At 69.1% G+C, this 16,094-nt stretch carries 20 protein-coding genes; 17 read left to right on the top strand and 3 right to left on the bottom strand.

What is annotated here, in order from left to right; all coding sequences use genetic code 11:
- The first annotated feature begins 46 nt into the window (after window positions 1-46).
- From QM732_RS00605 to QM732_RS00525, 17 genes are all read left to right on the top strand, one after another.
- A complete protein-coding gene (locus tag QM732_RS00605) occupies window positions 47-1,912 on the top strand; it encodes a TonB-dependent receptor plug domain-containing protein (RefSeq protein ID WP_415654278.1) in 1,866 nt (621 codons plus the stop codon).
- Window positions 1,913-1,922: 10 nt separating this feature from the next.
- Window positions 1,923-2,480 (top strand): bifunctional adenosylcobinamide kinase/adenosylcobinamide-phosphate guanylyltransferase, encoded by a 558-nt coding sequence (gene cobU, locus QM732_RS00600; protein WP_415654277.1) that lies wholly within the window; start codon window positions 1,923-1,925, stop codon window positions 2,478-2,480.
- Window positions 2,473-3,330 (top strand): ABC transporter substrate-binding protein, encoded by an 858-nt coding sequence (locus QM732_RS00595; protein WP_415654276.1) that lies wholly within the window; start codon window positions 2,473-2,475, stop codon window positions 3,328-3,330. The genes cobU and QM732_RS00595 overlap by 8 nt, the downstream gene beginning before the upstream one ends.
- Window positions 3,327-4,307, top strand: coding sequence for a FecCD family ABC transporter permease (locus tag QM732_RS00590; protein WP_415654275.1), 981 nt, complete (start codon window positions 3,327-3,329; stop codon window positions 4,305-4,307). Before QM732_RS00595 ends, QM732_RS00590 begins: the two co-directional genes overlap by 4 nt.
- Window positions 4,304-5,065, top strand: coding sequence for an ABC transporter ATP-binding protein (locus QM732_RS00585; RefSeq protein WP_415654274.1), 762 nt, complete (start codon window positions 4,304-4,306; stop codon window positions 5,063-5,065). Before QM732_RS00590 ends, QM732_RS00585 begins: the two co-directional genes overlap by 4 nt.
- Window positions 5,066-5,080: 15 nt before the next feature.
- Window positions 5,081-5,650, top strand: a complete 570-nt coding sequence (gene cobO, locus QM732_RS00580; RefSeq protein ID WP_415654273.1) for a cob(I)yrinic acid a,c-diamide adenosyltransferase — start codon at window positions 5,081-5,083, stop codon at window positions 5,648-5,650.
- The gene (locus QM732_RS00575) at window positions 5,650-5,982 is read left to right on the top strand and encodes a DUF1636 family protein (RefSeq protein ID WP_415654272.1); all 333 of its coding nucleotides are present in this window, start codon (window positions 5,650-5,652) and stop codon (window positions 5,980-5,982) included. The genes cobO and QM732_RS00575 overlap by 1 nt, the downstream gene beginning before the upstream one ends.
- Window positions 5,982-6,902: an adenosylcobinamide-phosphate synthase CbiB gene (cbiB, locus tag QM732_RS00570; RefSeq protein ID WP_415654271.1), complete on the top strand. Its 921-nt coding sequence runs from the start codon at window positions 5,982-5,984 to the stop codon at window positions 6,900-6,902. The genes QM732_RS00575 and cbiB overlap by 1 nt, the downstream gene beginning before the upstream one ends.
- Window positions 6,902-7,894, top strand: coding sequence for a pyridoxal phosphate-dependent aminotransferase (locus tag QM732_RS00565; RefSeq protein ID WP_415654270.1), 993 nt, complete (start codon window positions 6,902-6,904; stop codon window positions 7,892-7,894). Before cbiB ends, QM732_RS00565 begins: the two co-directional genes overlap by 1 nt.
- Window positions 7,895-7,911: 17 nt before the next feature.
- Window positions 7,912-9,333, top strand: a complete 1,422-nt coding sequence (locus tag QM732_RS00560) for a cobyric acid synthase (RefSeq protein ID WP_415659313.1) — start codon at window positions 7,912-7,914, stop codon at window positions 9,331-9,333.
- On the top strand, window positions 9,330-10,367 hold the full coding sequence (cobT, locus tag QM732_RS00555) for a nicotinate-nucleotide--dimethylbenzimidazole phosphoribosyltransferase (protein ID WP_415654269.1): 1,038 nt from the start codon (window positions 9,330-9,332) through the stop codon (window positions 10,365-10,367). The genes QM732_RS00560 and cobT overlap by 4 nt, the downstream gene beginning before the upstream one ends.
- Before the next feature lie 146 nt (window positions 10,368-10,513).
- Window positions 10,514-10,897 carry a hypothetical protein gene (locus QM732_RS00550; RefSeq protein WP_415654268.1) on the top strand — a complete coding sequence of 128 codons (384 nt, stop codon included), beginning with the start codon at window positions 10,514-10,516 and terminating at the stop codon, window positions 10,895-10,897.
- Between the two features lie 363 nt (window positions 10,898-11,260).
- Window positions 11,261-11,593 carry a hypothetical protein gene (locus tag QM732_RS00545; protein WP_415654267.1) on the top strand — a complete coding sequence of 111 codons (333 nt, stop codon included), beginning with the start codon at window positions 11,261-11,263 and terminating at the stop codon, window positions 11,591-11,593.
- A complete protein-coding gene (locus tag QM732_RS00540) occupies window positions 11,593-12,093 on the top strand; it encodes a methyltransferase family protein (protein ID WP_415654266.1) in 501 nt (166 codons plus the stop codon). Before QM732_RS00545 ends, QM732_RS00540 begins: the two co-directional genes overlap by 1 nt.
- A 144-nt stretch (window positions 12,094-12,237) precedes the next feature.
- Window positions 12,238-13,014 carry an adenosylcobinamide-GDP ribazoletransferase gene (gene cobS / locus QM732_RS00535; protein ID WP_415654265.1) on the top strand — a complete coding sequence of 259 codons (777 nt, stop codon included), beginning with the start codon at window positions 12,238-12,240 and terminating at the stop codon, window positions 13,012-13,014.
- Window positions 13,005-13,526, top strand: a complete 522-nt coding sequence (locus tag QM732_RS00530) for a histidine phosphatase family protein (RefSeq protein ID WP_415654264.1) — start codon at window positions 13,005-13,007, stop codon at window positions 13,524-13,526. The genes cobS and QM732_RS00530 overlap by 10 nt, the downstream gene beginning before the upstream one ends.
- Before the next feature lie 45 nt (window positions 13,527-13,571).
- Window positions 13,572-14,636 (top strand): S1/P1 nuclease, encoded by a 1,065-nt coding sequence (locus QM732_RS00525; RefSeq protein WP_415654263.1) that lies wholly within the window; start codon window positions 13,572-13,574, stop codon window positions 14,634-14,636.
- Here the strand turns inward: QM732_RS00525 and QM732_RS00520 are convergent.
- The 3 genes from QM732_RS00520 to rsmD form a co-directional block, all read right to left on the bottom strand.
- Window positions 14,629-14,883: a YfhL family 4Fe-4S dicluster ferredoxin gene (locus tag QM732_RS00520; RefSeq protein ID WP_415654262.1), complete on the bottom strand. Its 255-nt coding sequence runs from the start codon at window positions 14,881-14,883 to the stop codon at window positions 14,629-14,631. The two genes, QM732_RS00525 and QM732_RS00520, sit on opposite strands and share 8 nt — an antisense overlap.
- Before the next feature lie 123 nt (window positions 14,884-15,006).
- Window positions 15,007-15,504, bottom strand: coding sequence for a pantetheine-phosphate adenylyltransferase (gene coaD / locus QM732_RS00515; protein ID WP_415654261.1), 498 nt, complete (start codon window positions 15,502-15,504; stop codon window positions 15,007-15,009).
- Window positions 15,501-16,052, bottom strand: a complete 552-nt coding sequence (rsmD, locus tag QM732_RS00510; protein WP_415654260.1) for a 16S rRNA (guanine(966)-N(2))-methyltransferase RsmD — start codon at window positions 16,050-16,052, stop codon at window positions 15,501-15,503. Before rsmD ends, coaD begins: the two co-directional genes overlap by 4 nt.
- Window positions 16,053-16,094: the final 42 nt, after the last annotated feature.

The raw sequence follows: 16,094 nt of genomic DNA, 5'->3' as shown, positions 1-16,094 counted from the left end.
TGCTGCGGGGGTCAGCGCGGCTGAGTGTTCGTGCCCGCTTCATTCAATGTCCCACTCCCTCCTCGCGGCCCGTCGGTCGCTGCTCGCCCTGTCCACCCTGGCCCTGGCGGCGTCCGCCCACGCCCAGAACAAGCTCGATACCGTCGTCACCACCGCCACACGCACGCCGCAGAAGCTGTCCGAGGTGTTGGCCGACCTGACCGTCATCACCCGTGCCGACATCGAGCGCCAGGCCTCGGCCAGCCTCGCCGACCTGCTGCGCAACAACGGTTGTGCCGAGATGGTCCGCAACGGCGGACCCGCGTCCACGACATCGCTGTACCTGCGTGGCGCCGAGACGCGTCACACGCTGGTCCTCGTGGACGGCGTGCGCGTGGACTCGCAGTCCACCGGCGGCGCGAGCTGGCAGGGCATCCCGCTGGCCCAGATCGAGCGCGTGGAAGTGCTGAAGGGCCCGGCCAGCGCCATCTATGGCTCCGACGCCGTCGGCGGCGTCGTGCAGATCTTCACCCGCAAGGGTGGCAACAATGCCGGAGTGGACCTCGGCGTCGCCGCCGGCAACCTGGGCACCGCCAAGATTGACGGCGCCGTGTTCGGCAGCGCCGGCATCTTCGACTACGCCGTGTCTGCGGCCTTCGATCGCAGCACCGGCTTCAACGCGACCACCCCCGACAGCACCTTCAGCTACGTGCCCGACCGCGACGGCTACCGGCGCCGCGAAGGCAGCTTGCGCCTGGGCGCGCAGATCGCAGAAGCTCATCGTGCCGAAGTCGTCGCAATGCGCAGCCACGTCAACGGCCAATACGACGCCTCTCGGTCCAAGCCACTGGTGGACGACCACACGCTGCAGGACACCGATGCCGCGCGCCTGGCCTGGACGGCGCAATGGGCGCCTGCACTGCAAACGCAGCTGAGCTACGGCGAGTCGCGCGACCGCTATGAGACGACGCCTTCCCCCTATCTGACGATCACGCGCATCAAGAACGTCGCGCTGACCGGCTACTACCAACTGGCCCCGGGCCAGCAAGTCAACTTCACCGGAGAACGCGCCGAGGACAAGCTGGAAAACAGCGGCCTCGTGACGGCCGGCGTCGGCAAGCGCCACCGCAACGCGATCGGCGCCGGCTACATCTTCAACGCCGGCGCATTCAGCTTCCAGGCCCACGGTCGCCACGACGACGACAGCCAGTTCGGAGGCGCCGACACTGGCACGCTGCTGGCCGGTTACGAGGTGTCGCCGGGCCTGCGCGTCGTCGGCTCGGTCGGCAACGCGTTCCGCGCGCCCACGCTGTACCAGCAGGGCACCGTCTACGGCCCCGACCTCAGCAAGCCCGGCGTGACACCACTGGATGCCGAGAAGGGCCACAACGTCGAGTTCGGCCTGAAGTACGGCTCGGGCGACCATGAGCTGTCCGCCACGGCCTACCGCAACCGCATCAGCAACCTCATCATCTTCGGCGCAGCCGGCAGCTGCAACAGCAGTTTCGGCTGCTACCAGAACGTGTCCATGGCCCGCCTGCAAGGTCTGACTCTGGCCGGTGGCACCCGGCTCGCGTCCGTCAACCTCAAGGCCACGCTGGACCTGCAGGCGCCCAAGGACGCCAGCACCGGCCTGCTGCTGGCCCGCCGAGCCAAGCGCCTGGGCACCGTCAGCGCTGACACCGCGCTCGGCGACTGGCTGCTGGGCGCCGGCGTGCAGTGGTCCGGCGCGCGTTTCGACAACGCCGCCAACACGCGCCGCCTGGGTGGCTACGGCCTGTTTAACCTGAGTGCGCAGTACAAGTTCAGCCGCGAACTGAGGATGCAGCTCAACGTGGACAACGCCTTCGACCGCGACTACACGACCGCCTACGGCTACGCGTCGGCACCACGCACGGTGCTGGTCTCGCTGCGCTGGAGCCCGTCTCTCTGATCCGGCGGCGATGAGCGCACATCAACTCATCGTCGGCGGCCAGCGCAGCGGCAAGTCGCGGCGTGCCGAAAGGCAGGCGCTGCGCTGGCAGGCCGACGGTGGCCACGTAGCGATCGTCGCGACCGCGCTGGCCGCCGACGACGAGATGCGCGCCCGCATCGCCCACCACCGCGCCACCCGGCCTGCAGGCTTCGAGACCATCGAGGCTCCGCAGCGCTTGTGTGCAGCCTTGCAGCAGCTCGACGATGCCGGCACGCTGGTCATCGTCGACTGCCTCACACTATGGCTCACCAACTGGCTGATGCCCATGAGCGGCGCGTGCGACGAGCCGGGCTGGCAGGCCGAGCGCGACTCGCTGCTGGCGCTGCTGCCGCGGCTGGCTTCACCCGTCATCTTCGTATCCAACGAGGTCGGCTGGGGGGTGTCGCCGCTGGGCCGCGAGGTGCGCGACTTCGTGGACGAACTGGGCCGGCTGAACCAGGACGTGGCCCGGTGCTGCGGCCAGCTGACACTGATGGTCGCGGGCCAGGCCTGGACGCGGCCCGTCGAGGACATTCCCCATGCTTGAACGCCTTCTGTTGATCGCGCTGCTGCTGGGCAGCGCCCTGCCCGCCCAGGCCGTCGAAATCAAGGACGATCTTGGCCACACGACCACGCTGGTCACGCCGCCGCAGCGCATCGTCAGCCTGCTGCCATCGCTGACCGAGACGGTCTGCGAGTTGGGCGCCTGCGCCCGGCTGGTCGGCGTGGACCGGTACTCCAACTACCCGGCGCAAGTGAATGCGTTGCCCAAGCTCGGCGGCCTAGACGACACCAACGTCGAGATGATCGCGGCGCTCAGGCCCGACGTCGTGCTGGTGGCCGTGTCCTCGCGCGTCGCCGAGCGGTTGCGCGCGCTGGGCATGAAAGTCATCGTGCTGGAGCCCAAGTCCTATCGCGACGTACAGCGTGTGCTGGGCATCGTAGGCCGCGTGCTGGACGTTCCGGATGCACAGCGTGTCTGGCGCCACATCGAGGCCGGCGTTGCCGCAGCGGCCGGCAGCGTGCCAGCCCGGGCGCGCGGCATGCGCGTCTATTACGAGGTCGCGCCAGGCCTGTACGCGGCCGGCACCGTCTCATTCATGGGCGAGACTCTGACCCGCCTGGGCGCGGGCAACATCATCCCGCCCGAGTTGGGGCCCTTCCCCAAGATCAACCCCGAGTTCGTCGTCAAGGCCGACCCGGCCCTCATCATGATCGGTACGCGCGGCTCGGAAGGCCTTGCCCAGCGTCCGGGGTGGCAGCAGATCGCCGCCATCAGGAGCGGCCGCGTCTGCGTCTTCAAGCCCGAGGAGGGCGACATCATGGCCCGGCCCGGCCCGCGCATGGCCGAAGCCGCACAGATCATGGCCCGCTGCCTGCGGGAGAAGGCCCAGTGACTCTGCGCCCCGGTGTCCTGCTCGGGCTGCTGCTGGCAGTCGGCGCCCTCGGCGTGCTGGCCGGCGTCGCCGCAGGCAGCACCGGCTGGGCCAGCCTGGGCGACGAGGGCATGGCCCTGATCCTGTGGGAAATCCGTCTGCCGCGCTCGCTGGGCGCCTGGTGGGCTGGCGCATTGCTGGGCATGGCCGGCGCCATCTCGCAAGGCCTGTTCCGCAACCCGCTGGCCGATCCCTATCTGCTAGGCAGCGCCTCGGGCGCCCAGCTCGCCGTCGCCATCGCTCTTGCGCTGACCGGCATGTCGGCGCAGAACGCATCTCTGCTCGCCAACGTCGGCCTCACCGGCATCGCCTTCGTCGGCACGCTGGCCGGCGTGGGCCTGACGCTGGTGCTGGCGCGCGGTGTGGAACAGACGCTACGGCTGCTGCTGGCCGGCGTGGTCGTCGGCGTGGTGCTCAACGCGCTGACCAACCTCGCAACGCTTTGGGCGCCCGATATCCTGCGTGCGATGCAGGCATTCCTGCTAGGCAACACCGGGCTGCTGGGCTGGAACAGCGTGGGCGTAATGGCTGCCTGCGGCGTCGCCGCCCTCGCCGTGGGCTTGGTCGCCAGCCCCGCGCTGGACGCGCTGACGCTGGGCGAATCCACCGCCGCGTCGCTTGGCGTACGCCTGCCCCTGGTGCGGCTGCTGCTGATCTTCGCGTTTGCACTGGCCACCGGCGCGGCCGTCGCGCAGACCGGTATCGTCGCCTTCGTGGGTCTGGTGTCGCCTCACCTGGTGCGCTCGCTGTGCCCCATGCTGCACGGCTGGCTCATCTTGCTGTCGGCTGCGGCCGGTGGCGCACTGCTATTGGTGGCCGACGTCATCGCCCGCGCCGTCATCCGGCCACAGGAGCTGCCGGTGGGCCTGGTTACCGCGCTCGTGGGCGGCGTCTACCTGCTGGTGCTGATGCACCGCCGAGGAGCCCCCCGGAAATGAGCACGGCACTGCAGGCCCGCATTGAGCGCGTGCGCATCGACGGCCGTGACCTCATCAGTGGCATTGCACTAGACGTTCCTGCCGGCCGCTGGACGGCCATCGTCGGCCCCAACGGCGCTGGCAAATCAACGCTGCTGCGCGCCGTCGCTGGCCTGCAGCGCTGCGAGGGCCGTGTGACGCTGGAGGGGCGGCCACTACCCGACTGGCCCGCCCGCGCCCTCGCCCGGCAACTCGCCTGGATGGGCCAGCACGAGACCGGCGCCGACGACCTGACGGCGTTGGACGTGGTGCTGCTGGGTCGCCTACCGCACCGCCCCTGGCTCGCGCCCCCCACGGCGGCAGACCATGCGGCGGCCAGGCAGGCAATGGATGCCACGCAAAGCTGGGCCTGGCGCGAGCGCCGCCTGGGCAGTCTGTCGGGAGGCGAACGCCAGCGCGTGCTGTTGGCCCGCGCCTTGGCCGTGCAGGCCCCGCTGACGCTGATGGACGAGCCGCTGGCCCACCTGGATCCGCCCCACCAGGCCGAATGGATGGCGCTGGTGCGAAAGCGCGTCGCCGGCGGTCACGGCGTCGTCAGCGTGTTGCACGAGCTGCATCTGGCGTTGCAGGCTGACCACCTCGTGCTGATGGCCAACGGCCGCATCGTCCATGCCGGCGCGCCCGCTGACCCTACGACGCACGACGCACTCAAGCGCGTCTTCGGCCCCAGCCTGCGCATCGCGCAGATCGATGGCTGCTGGGTGGCGCTGCCCCTCTAGACCCTCTAGACCGCCATGCAGATCGAACAACCTCCCCTCGACCATCAGCGCCTGTCGCAGCCTGCCGAACGCCGTGGCCTCGTGCTCGTGCACACCGGCGACGGCAAGGGCAAGAGCACGGCCGCCTTCGGCCTCGCGTTGCGCGCCCATGGCCGCGGCAAGCCGGTGTTGATCTACCAGTTCATGAAGGTGCCCAGCGCGCGCTTCGGTGAACATCGTGTGTTCGAGCAACTGGGCGTGCCCATCATCGGCCTGGGGGACGGCTTCTCGTGGAAGAGCAAGGATCTGGAGCATTCCGCCGAATTGGCCCGCGAGGGCTGGGCGCGCGCTGAAAGCAGTATCCGCGGCGGAGAGCATTTCCTCGTTGTGCTGGACGAGATCATGTATCCGCTGCGATACGGCTGGCTGTCGCTCGACGCCGTGCTGGCCTGCCTGCGCGAGCGACCACCGCATGTGCACGTTGTTTTGACCGGTCGCGGCGCGCCAGTCGAGCTGACAGCGCTGGCCGACACCGTCACCGAGATGGCGCTGGTGAAACATCACTACAAGGCCGGTGTGCCGGCGCAGCGGGGCATCGAAGACTGATGAACACGCTCGTGATATGCACGACCTGCGCTGATGGCGAGGGTCAGGCGCTTCTGGAAGCGGTCGAGAACGAGGCGCTCGCACGGGACTTCACGCAGCCCATTCGCGGCCAGGCCTGCATGGCGGCCTGCAGCCAAGGCTGTGCAGCGGCATTGCAGGGTCAGGGCAAGCACAGCTATCTGTTCGGCAGGCTGGCACCAGACGCAGCCAGCGTCGACGCTCTGCTGGCCGTGGCCGCTGAGCACGCGGAACCCGGCGATGGTCTGCTGGCCTGGGCCCGTCGCCCGGAGCGGCTCAAGGCCGGGCTGATCGCGCGCCTGCCCCCGTTGTGATGACCCTGCTGCTGCCGCTCGCAATGGCCGTGGCCCTGGCGACGGACCGCCTGCTGGGCGAACCGCCCACGTGGGCGCATCCGGTCGTTGGCATGGGTCGCTACCTGGACGTGTTCAGGCTGGCCAGACTGCCGCCGGCTCTGGGCTTCATCGCCGGTGCACTGGCCTGGCTTGGCGGCGCAGCGCTGGTCGCCTTCATCGCGCTATGGCTGGAAGGCTGGGTGCTGATCGCGCTGCAGCCCTGGGCCTCTCCACTGCGCCTGATCGGCGCCGCCGTGCTGATCGGCCTGCTGCTGAAGCCTCTGCTGGCTTGGGCAATGCTGGCGGAGGAGGCCATGGCCGTGGAGACAGTTCTGGCCGAATCGCTGGAAGCCGGCCGTGCCAGGCTATCGCGCATCGTCAGCCGCGACACCTCGGTGCTGAGCGCCACCGAGGTGCGCGAAGCCGCCATCGAGACGCTGGCGGAGAACCTGAACGACTCGGTCGTCGCGCCGTTGTTCTGGTTCGCAGTCGCCGGTCTGCCCGGCGCGGCCGTCTACAGATTCGCGAACACGGCGGACGCGATGTGGGGCTACCGTGACGAACGCGAGTGGTGCGGCAAATGGGCCGCGAGGGCTGACGACGCGCTGTCCTGGCTGCCGGCGCGGCTGACGGCCTTGGTGCTGATGCCGCCATCGCTGGGTCTGCTGCTGCGCGAAGCCCGCAGCACACCCTCACCCAATAGTGGCTGGCCCATGGCCGCGATGGCGCTTCGGCTGGGACTGCGGCTGACCAAGCCCGGCGTCTACACCCTGCACAAGGCCGGCCGGCCCGTCCGGGCCGGCGACCTGCAGGCCGCACGCGGAGCGGCCCGGCAGGCAGTCATCACTGGCACGGCACTGATGGCTACGCTAGCCTGGAGCCTTAGGAGCGGACTGTGATGCGACCTCCAATGCCGGAGCACGGCGGCCCCGATGGCGGCCCTGATGCGACACATGACTTCTCGACGAACGCCAGCCCGCTGGGCCCGCCGCCGGCGCTACTAAGTGCTGTGCAGCAGGCCGACCGCCGCGCCTACCCCGACCCGGCCTATGGCGTGCTGCGCCGCCGGCTCGGCGACGCCCATGGGCTGCGCGCCGAACGCGTGCTCCCCACGGCGGGCGGTTCCGAAGGTATCCGCCGCCTGACGTCGACCGCGCTGCGCACGGGCCGTCGCGAGGTCTGGGTGCCGCAGCCGGGATTCGGCGACTACGCCGCCGCCGCACAGGCCCTGGGCCTGACCGTGCGACCCTATGCCAGCCCCACCGACATCCGCCCCGCAGTACCGGCGCTGGTATGGATCTGCGAGCCCTGCAACCCCACCGGCACCAGCCTGACGGCCTGGCCCACGCTGGGCGACGAGCACCTCCTGGCCGTGGACCGCGCCTATGAACCGCTGCGCCTGCGAGGTGAGGCGCCGGCCGTACCGCCACACGCCTGGCAGTTGGTCTGCCCCAACAAGGCGCTCGGGCTGACGGGTGTTCGCGCCGGCTACCTTCTCGCTCCGGCCGAGGACGCGGCCTTGGAAAGCGCGCTGGCGCTGGCGCCGAGCTGGGTGCTGTCGGCAGAGGGCGTGGCCATGTTGACGCATTGGCATGACGCGGCCACCGCAGACTGGCTCGTGGGCGCACGCGCACAGCTGCGCGACTGGAGCATCGCCCAGCGACGCATGCTGGAGACGCTGGACTGGACGCAGCAGCCCAGCTGCACCCCGTTCTGGCTGGCACGCCCGCCGCGGCCCGACATCGCGCTGCGGCTGCGTGAACGGGGCATCCGCGTGCGCGACGCGGCCTCGTTCGGCCTGCCAGGCTGGGTGCGCGTGTCGGCGCAGCCGCGGCGCAGCCAGGACGCGCTGCAGCAGGCGCTGCTGGAAATCGAAAGCGAGGATTCGTGAGCCAGGGCAAAGCGGTGATGGTGCTGGGAACGACCAGCGGTGCGGGGAAGAGTTGGCTGGCCACGGCGCTGTGCCGGTGGTATGCCCGCCAGGGGCTGAAGGTAGCGCCCTACAAGGCGCAGAACATGAGCAACAACGCGCGCGTCGTGCCGGGACTAGACAACCGCATGGGCGAGATTGGCAGTGCCCAGTACTTCCAGGCCCTTGCCGCGCGCCGCGTGCCTGAGGTGCGCATGAACCCGGTGCTGCTCAAGCCCGAGGCCGACACGCAAAGCCAGGTGGTCGTGCTGGGTGAAGTCGATGCTGCACTGGCGCACCTGCCCTGGCGCGAGCGCAGTGCCCTACTGGGCCCGCGGGCGGAAGGTGCGCTGCACGAGCTGATGACCGAGAACGACGTGGTCGTCATTGAGGGCGCAGGCTCGCCTGCCGAGATCAACCTCGCGGCCAACGACTACGTGAACCTGGGTACCGCGCGCGCGGCCCGTGCTGCCTGCCTGCTCGTCGCCGACATCGACCGCGGCGGCGCCTTCGCCCACCTGTACGGCACGCACCAACTGATCCCTCCGGACGTGCGCGCGCTGCTGCGTGGCTTCGTACTGAACCGCTTCCGCGGCGACGCTGCACTGTTGTCGCCCGGCCCGGAGCAACTGCAGGCGCTGACCGGCGTGCCTACCGTCGCGACGCTGCCCATGTGGCGCGGCCACGGCCTGCCCGAAGAGGACGGCGTATTCGACGACGCTACGACGGGCGCCGGCCTGCACATTGCCGTCGTCGCCTATCCGCGCATCTCCAATCTCGACGAATTCCAGCCGCTGCGACAGCTGACTGGCGTGCGCCTGTCCTGGGCCCGCACGCCACAGGACCTGCGCGGTGCGGACTGGATCATCCTGCCCGGCTCCAAATCCACCGCCGCCGACCTGGCCTGGCTGCGCGCGCAGAAGCTGGATGCAGCGATCAATGCGCACACCGGCCCCATCCTGGGTATCTGCGGCGGCCTGCAGATGCTGGGTGAAGCGCTGATCGATACAGAAGGCGTTGACGGCAACGCGCCGGGCCTGGGGCTGCTGCCACTGGTGACGGTGTTCGCTCGGGAGAAGCTGCTGCTGGACACCGCTGTCCGCTTCGGCACGCTCGACGGCCCTTGGGGCGTACTCGCCGACGTGAGCGCCCGCGGCTACGAAATCCGCCATGGCCGCACTCGCGCCCACCCCGCCTTCGAGCCGCCCCGTGTCGCGCTGCGCAATGCCAGCGGCGAGGCCATAGGCTGGCAGGCGGGGCGGGTGCTGGGAATTTACGCCCACGGCCTGTTCGAGCAGCCCGCCGTGCTGCAGGCATTGTTCAGTCAACACGTGAAGCCCCTGGACGCGGTCTTCGACGGCCTTGCCGACTTCATCGACCTCCATTTCAAACCCGGTGCGCTGGCCGACCTGCTCTCATGAACGATCTCATCCCCCTCATCACGCCGCTCGACCAGCCTGGGTTGGCCGAAGCTCTGCATCGGCGTATCGACAACAAGACCAAGCCGCTCGGCGCGCTGGGCCAGCTCGAGACGCTGATGCTGCGCCTGGGGTTGATCCTCGGCAGCGAAACGCCACGCCTCGTGGCACCACAACTGCTGGTCTTCGCCGCAGACCACGGGCTGACGGCCCAGGGCGTGTCAGCCTACCCAAGCGAGGTCAGTTGGCAGATGGTCGAGAACTTCCTCGCCGGCGGCGCCGCGGTCAGCGTGCTGGCACGCCAGCACGGCCTGGCTCTGCAAGTCGTCGACGCCGGCGTGGCCCACGACTTTGCACCGCGCGCCGGGCTGATCGCCCGCAAGATCGCCCCCGGCACGGCCGACAGCTCCTTGGGCCCGGCGATGACGCATGCGCAATGCGAAGCCGCCCTGCTCGCAGGCCGCGCGGTAGTGCAGTCGCTGCCGGGCAATGCACTGCTGCTGGGCGAGATGGGCATAGGCAACAGTTCCGCCGCGGCGCTGCTGTTGGCGCGCCTGTCTGGTGCGCCGCTCGCCGACTGCGTGGGTCGCGGCACCGGCCTGGACGACGCCGGCCTTGCGCACAAGACGGCCGTGCTGACGCGCGTTCTGGCGCGGCATGCTGACGCGCACGCGCCGCTGGACGCGCTGGCCGCGATGGGCGGCTTCGAGATCGCGATGATGACGGGCGCGGTGCTGGAGGCCGCCGCGCAGCGCCGCGTCGTCGTCGTGGACGGCTTCATCACGGGCAGCGCGGTCCTGCTGGCATCGCGGCTGGCACCGGCCGTGCTGCAGTGCTGCGTGTTTTCGCACTGCTCTGCCGAGCCAGGCCACCGCCGCATGCTGGCCGCGCTGGGCGCGCGCCCGCTTCTGGACCTGGGTCTGCGCCTGGGCGAGGGTTCAGGTGCCGCGCTGGCCTGGCCTTTGCTGGTGTCGGCCTGCGACCTGCTGCGCGAGATGGCCAGCTTCGAGACAGCCGGGGTCAGCGAGAAGACCTGAAGTCCGACGCACGGGGGCAATCACAGCCTTTGAAGATCTGCCGCCTTCGCTAGTGTCTTGTTGGCATAGTCGTGCGGAGGCAGTCACATGCGGCGGCTTCAGCATTCCGCAGCAACCGCTTTGTCCCGCAACAGACTAGGACTCCCATGACATTGCGCGCAAGTTCCATCGCGGCCTTGCTGGCGCTATTGATGCCGGTGCTGCTACTCGTTGCTCGCCCCCCCAACTCCGACGGACCGCCATCGTTTGAGCCACGGTTTCTTGTCGCAAACTGGTTGTACCTCGCCGCGCCGCAGCTCGTGGTGCTGACGATCGCTGCAATCTATGCTCCCGCACGGCGGCACTTCGTGGTGCCTGCGCTTGCTGCAAGTGCGCTGCTTGTTGCTGCGTTTCAAGCGTGGAGCTGGTTCTTTGTCCCTGCGCGTGAAGGTGGCCTCGCCTGGATTCTCTATATTCCGCTTTGGGCGGCGCTGCCGGCGGTAGTCGCTGGCATTGCCTGGTTGCAGCAAAGGCGCACAAATGAACTCTAGCCAGCCACTCAAGCCGACCGGCGTCGGCCGGCAGGCGCCCAGCATCGTCGCGCAGCGCGCAGGCCAACGCTGCCTTCGAGGCAGCACCTTGCCCATCGGCCTCAACCGGGCGGGCTCGCGCGGCTACTCGGACCAGATCCCGCCAGGAGCGCACTGGGGCGATGCGCATGCCTGCCACTCTTCAGACGGAATCTCGAAGCTCCGACTTCAACGCACGCGCGAGTGTCTTGTCGACGCCGACGGTGATCTTCTGCAAGAGCTCGAGTGGGTCCCCGGCCTCACCGCCGACATCGTCAGAACAGGCTGGGCAAGGCACTCGAATGGGACCTACCAGCAACACACCGGGCGCAATCGTCAGGCTCCATGTTTCTGATTCCACTCCTGGCGTTTCCGTTCGTCTTCGCCGCAGCCGCATACCGTCTCTACACCTTGCCGCGTCGCTGTATCGCAGGCACCCTTCGCCTTGCCAAGCCTGGCCTCACCTTGCGCACCAGCCTCACCGCAGCCGCGTACCTGGGACTACTGGCCTACGTCGTTGTGTTGCCGGTGCTAGCCGCGAAGGTCCTGGCCCTCGGCACGTTCAATCTGGAAGCCTGGCTAGGTCTCGGCCCTGCGCTTGCCGGGTTCCCGGTCGCCTACATCGCCTCTGAATGGACCTTCTACTACGGCTTCCAGCGCCCGTCCAGGCACGCCTGATGCAGCGCCTGCGCTTCCCCGTCCGCTCAACCCACCATCACATGCATGCACTCGAACTGAGAATTCCCCCGTTGGCGCTAGTGCTTGCCTTCGCGAGCGGGATGGTAGTCATCGCATACACCGTGCCTGCTGCGGTAGCGGTTCCGTGGCGGATCGCTCTGACCATTGCGCTGGCTCTTGCCGGCGCAATGGTGGCCCTGGCTGGCGTCGTTGCCTTCCGCAACCACAGCACAACGGTCAACCCGTTCACACCGGAGCAGTCTTCGTCACTCGTCTCGACGGGCATTTACCGTATCAGTCGCAACCCCATGTATCTGGGCTTTGTGCTTGCGCTCGCCGGACTTTCCGCCTTCCTCGCCAACTGGGCCGCTGCTTTGCTGATCCCGGCGTTCATCGCATACATGAACTGGTTTCAGATCCGACCGGAGGAGCGTGCGCTCGAGCAGCGATTCGGCCACGAGTTCGCAACTTACTCCGCCACCGTCAGGCGTTGGCTGTAGGAGCGCCGCGCGCCCTCGCATCCGCCTTCGCAGCAAGTGGCCGACTCATGCCGGCGGGTCGAGGGAGCCACCTGCCGCCACCCATCACCCCGCGCCCAGCCAAGAGCTGCCGCTGATGCTTATCCCTCGCCGACACTCGCGTGGATGCTGCCCCTGCGCCTGTTCTTCACCGCCCTCCAGTTCCTGACCCGCCTGCCCATTCCACGCTGGGTAGGTTTCGAGCCGGAGTGGCTGGCCCGCTGCACGCCCTACTTCGTACCAGTCGGGGTGCTAGTGGGCGCGCTGACCGGCGCCGTGCTGTGGGCGTCCGCGCAGCTGTGGCCGCCAGTCATCGCCGTGCTGCTCGCGATGGCCGCCGGTGTCTACATCACCGGCGGCTTCCACGAGGACGGGCTTGCCGACACCTGCGACGGCCTGGGCGGCGCCGTGAGCCGCGAGAAGGCGCTGCTCATCATGAAGGACTCGCGCCTGGGCAGCTATGGGGCGCTGGGGCTGGTGCTGGTGCTGGCGCTCAAGGCCGCGGCGCTGTGGACGCTGGCCCAGGCCAGCCCGCTGACAGCTGCGCTGATGCTGACCTGGACGCAGGGCATCAGCCGCGCGCTGCCGGTGGCGTTGATGACTGCACTGCCGTATGCAGGCGATCCGGAGCATGCAAAGGCAAAGCCTCTGGCCAGTGGCAGCGGCACGGGCGAGCTGGCTCTGACGATGGGGTTTGCGCTGGCGCTGTGCGCACTGCTTGCCACACTGCGCCCCACGCTCCTGCCCGCAATGGCTGTAGGGCTCGCCACCTGCGCTGCCGTGGGCCTGTGGATGGCACGCTGGCTGCATCGCCGCCTGGGTGGCTATACCGGAGACACGCTGGGCGCTACGCAGCAGTTCGGCGAGGTCGCGCTGCTGCTGGGGCTGCTGGCATGGCACTGACCGTCTGGCGTCACCCGCGCCCCGAGGGCGTGAGCGGCCTGTGCGTCGGTGCAGGCAGCGATCCAACCGTTCACTGGCGCCGCGCCAAGCGGCTGGCGCGGCGCATTCAGGCCCATGCGCGCCGGCACCGGCTGGCGCATGAGGTCGTCACATCGCCGCGCTCACGCTGCGCCGACGTCGGCGTCTGGTTGGCGCGTTGGGGCTGGCGCCACCGCACCGATGCCGGGCTGCTGGAGCTGGACTTCGGCGCCTGGGACGGTCGGCGCTGGGACGACATCGGTGCCGCCTCGCTGACGGCCTGGACGGATGACTTCCTGCAACACCGCCCAGGCGGAGGGGAAAGCCTGGCCGCGCTGCTGGCGCGCGCCGCCCGGCCTCCGGATGCGACGCTCGCCGTGGGTCACGGCGGTTGGATGCTGGCGCGGCGCTGGCTGCTCGAGTCGCCCGGCGAGGCGCCCAGGGCGGACAGCTGGCCCCCCCCGCCCCGCTATGGCCAATGCTGGCGGCTTTAGGACGCACGCGGCAATATGGAGCCATACCACTACCCCCTGCCCTCGATGCGCCAGTTGCTCACCTCCGCCCTGCTCGCCGGCTGCGCGCTGAACGCCCATGCCTGGGGCGCTGACGGCCACGCCACGGTGGGAACTATCGCGGCCGGGCTGCTCAAGGGCACGCCGACCGAGGCTCGTGTGGATGCGCTGCTGAACGGCCTCACGCTGGCGCAAGCCGCCGTCTGGGCCGATTGCGTGAAGGGCATTTCACCCAGCCAGCACTACACCTACCCATCACCCGGCAAGTACCCTGAGTGCGCCCCGCTGGAGACGCCCACTGGCATCGCGGAGATGGCCGACTATGTGAAGCGCAACGACCGCCAGTGTCAGGTCGGCCTGGACGAGGACGCCTGCCATCGCCAGACGCACTACGCCGATGTCGCGCTGCAGCGCAGCCGCTACCTGCAAGGCTTTGTCGGCACGCGCGGCGATGACGTCGTGGGCGCGCTGCGGACCGCCATCCTGGTGCTCCAGGGCAAGCCTGCGGTCGGCCCGCCGAACCTCGAAGGCCGGCGCGAGGCCTTGCTCGTCCTCGTGCACCTGGTGGGCGACCTGCACCAGCCCCTGCACGTCGGTGCGGTCTACCTCGACGCGCAAGGCGAGCGCGTGGACCCGGACAAGAGCGGGCTGGACGAGAACAGCTTTACCGTGGGCGGCAACAGCATCTGGGTGGTGGGCGCGCCCAAACCCCCAGCTCCGCCTGCCAGCACGACGGCTGGGCCTGGGCCGGTGGCCGCCGGCTTCGGTCCGCTGAAGCTGCATACGCTGTGGGACGGCGTGCCAGACAAATTCAAGCCCCAGCGCGTGAATGCCGCCTGGCTGGCCGAGGCGCGCAAGATTCGCCTCAGCCGGGGCGATCCGGCCGACTGGCCGGCCCGCTGGGCGTCGCAGTCGCTTGAGCAGGCCGGTCTGGCCTTCGAGGGCCTGAAGTTCTCGGCCAAGCAGGGCTCGCACTGGACAGTGGTCCTGCCTCGCGGCTACAGCGCCAAGGCGGATGCCATCAAGCGTCAGCAGCTGACCATCGCCGGGGCCAAGCTGGCCCAGTTGCTGAAGGCACTGTTCCCTAACTAGCCGCGGCCGTGAGGCGCTGGTATTTCTGCAGCAGCGTCTCGCGACTCTCGATGTGCGCCGGGTTGATCGGGATGCAGGCGACGGGGCACAACATCACGCACTGTGGCTCGTCGAAATGGCCCACGCATTCGGTGCACTTGGCCGGGTCGATCTTGTAGAACTCGTCGCCCATGGAGATGGCGTTGTTCGGGCAGGCCGGCTCGCAGACATCGCAGTTGATGCATTCGTCCGTGATCATCAGCGCCATGGATTGCTCCCATCCGGCCGACTGACGAATGCGGTGCGCACCAGCAGGCATGCGCCCCCCCTGGCGAGGGCAGGCAGACCTTGCCGGCTCCCGCCACGCGTGTCGGCGCTCAGCCACGCCATCTCAGGCCCCCTTGAACTTCGCATCCAGCCGCGCCAGCACGCCAGGTGACACGAACTCCGCCACCTCGCCACCCAGCGTCGCGATCTCGCGCACGAAGGTGCTTGAGGTGTATTGGTGGCGCTCGCCGGGGGTCAGGAAGATGGTCTCGACCTCGGGCATGAGCTTGCGGTTCATGCCGGCCATCTGGAACTCGTATTCAAAGTCGCCCCCGGTGCGCAGGCCGCGCACCACGACACGGCCGGCATGGGCACGAACGAAGTCGCGCAGCAGCCCGTCGAAAGCGATGACCTCCACGTTACCCAGCGGCGCGGCCACGTCCTGGGCCATGGCCAGTCGCTCGTCCAGCGAGAACAGCGTCTTCTTGTGATGGCCCACGGCCACCGCCAGCACCAGCCGCTCGAACATGCCAGCGGCGCGGCGCATCAGGTCTTCGTGCCCGAGGGTAATCGGGTCGAAGGTGCCGGGATAGATGGCTGTGATGGTGGTGCGCGACGTCATATGGCAGGATTCTCGCCCCGACGCAGTACTTGGTAGTGCACGGCGCCCGCGCGGCCCTGACGCCAGGTGGAAAATCCAGGCGGCGCGGCGATGCCGCCTGGCGACTCGACGTAGATCAGGCCGTCTTCGGCCAGCAGTGGCAGCGAAGCGGCCAGGGCGGCGTCGAACAGGTCGGCGGCAAAGGGCGGATCGAGCAGGATCAGGTCGAACCGGCCGGCTGGCTGCGAGCGCATCCAGGCCAGCGCATCGGCGGTGTGGATCTGTATCGTCGTGGCCTTGAGCCGCTGCGCGCTGGCGCGCAGACCGGCGGCGAGCCGGGCGTCACGCTCCACCAGAACCACCTCTGCCGCGTCACGCGAGGCCGCCTCGAAGCCCAGCGCGCCACTGCCGGCGAAGGCGTCCAGCACATGCCAGCCGGCCAGCGTCTGGCCCAGCCAGTTGAACAGAGTCTCGCGGATGCGGTCGGACGTGGGGCGCAGCCCCGGTGCGTCGGGCACAGGCAGCTTGGAGCGCTTCCACTGCCCCCCGATGATGCGGACCTCACCCATCACTGCGCACCGGCCGAGCACCAGGCCGCTCCAAGCCGGCCG

This window comes from Roseateles sp. (assembly GCF_047654805.1).
Taxonomy (GTDB): Bacteria; Pseudomonadota; Gammaproteobacteria; order Burkholderiales; family Burkholderiaceae_C; genus Pelomonas.
Note: the sequence above shows the minus strand (reverse complement) of the source record. Positions and strands in the feature narration are given on the sequence as shown.

What these genes read in the sequence shown, in the direction of transcription:
- cobO (WP_415654273.1), top strand. Translation starts at nt 5,081, where the DNA reads ATGCAGATCGAACAACCTCCCCTCGACCATCAGCGCCTGTCGCAGCCT.
- QM732_RS00585 (WP_415654274.1), top strand. Translation starts at nt 4,304, where the DNA reads ATGAGCACGGCACTGCAGGCCCGCATTGAGCGCGTGCGCATCGACGGC.
- QM732_RS00575 (WP_415654272.1), top strand. Translation starts at nt 5,650, where the DNA reads ATGAACACGCTCGTGATATGCACGACCTGCGCTGATGGCGAGGGTCAG.
- coaD (WP_415654261.1), bottom strand. Translation starts at nt 15,504, where the DNA reads ATGACGTCGCGCACCACCATCACAGCCATCTATCCCGGCACCTTCGAC.
- QM732_RS00540 (WP_415654266.1), top strand. Translation starts at nt 11,593, where the DNA reads ATGCAGCGCCTGCGCTTCCCCGTCCGCTCAACCCACCATCACATGCAT.
- cbiB (WP_415654271.1), top strand. Translation starts at nt 5,982, where the DNA reads ATGACCCTGCTGCTGCCGCTCGCAATGGCCGTGGCCCTGGCGACGGAC.
- QM732_RS00560 (WP_415659313.1), top strand. Translation starts at nt 7,912, where the DNA reads ATGGTGCTGGGAACGACCAGCGGTGCGGGGAAGAGTTGGCTGGCCACG.
- QM732_RS00520 (WP_415654262.1), bottom strand. Translation starts at nt 14,883, where the DNA reads ATGGCGCTGATGATCACGGACGAATGCATCAACTGCGATGTCTGCGAG.
- QM732_RS00605 (WP_415654278.1), top strand. Translation starts at nt 47, where the DNA reads ATGTCCCACTCCCTCCTCGCGGCCCGTCGGTCGCTGCTCGCCCTGTCC.
- QM732_RS00595 (WP_415654276.1), top strand. Translation starts at nt 2,473, where the DNA reads ATGCTTGAACGCCTTCTGTTGATCGCGCTGCTGCTGGGCAGCGCCCTG.
- QM732_RS00550 (WP_415654268.1), top strand. Translation starts at nt 10,514, where the DNA reads ATGACATTGCGCGCAAGTTCCATCGCGGCCTTGCTGGCGCTATTGATG.
- QM732_RS00530 (WP_415654264.1), top strand. Translation starts at nt 13,005, where the DNA reads ATGGCACTGACCGTCTGGCGTCACCCGCGCCCCGAGGGCGTGAGCGGC.
- cobT (WP_415654269.1), top strand. Translation starts at nt 9,330, where the DNA reads ATGAACGATCTCATCCCCCTCATCACGCCGCTCGACCAGCCTGGGTTG.
- cobS (WP_415654265.1), top strand. Translation starts at nt 12,238, where the DNA reads ATGCTGCCCCTGCGCCTGTTCTTCACCGCCCTCCAGTTCCTGACCCGC.
- QM732_RS00565 (WP_415654270.1), top strand. Translation starts at nt 6,902, where the DNA reads ATGCGACCTCCAATGCCGGAGCACGGCGGCCCCGATGGCGGCCCTGAT.
- QM732_RS00545 (WP_415654267.1), top strand. Translation starts at nt 11,261, where the DNA reads ATGTTTCTGATTCCACTCCTGGCGTTTCCGTTCGTCTTCGCCGCAGCC.
- QM732_RS00525 (WP_415654263.1), top strand. Translation starts at nt 13,572, where the DNA reads ATGCGCCAGTTGCTCACCTCCGCCCTGCTCGCCGGCTGCGCGCTGAAC.
- rsmD (WP_415654260.1), bottom strand. Translation starts at nt 16,052, where the DNA reads ATGGGTGAGGTCCGCATCATCGGGGGGCAGTGGAAGCGCTCCAAGCTG.
- cobU (WP_415654277.1), top strand. Translation starts at nt 1,923, where the DNA reads ATGAGCGCACATCAACTCATCGTCGGCGGCCAGCGCAGCGGCAAGTCG.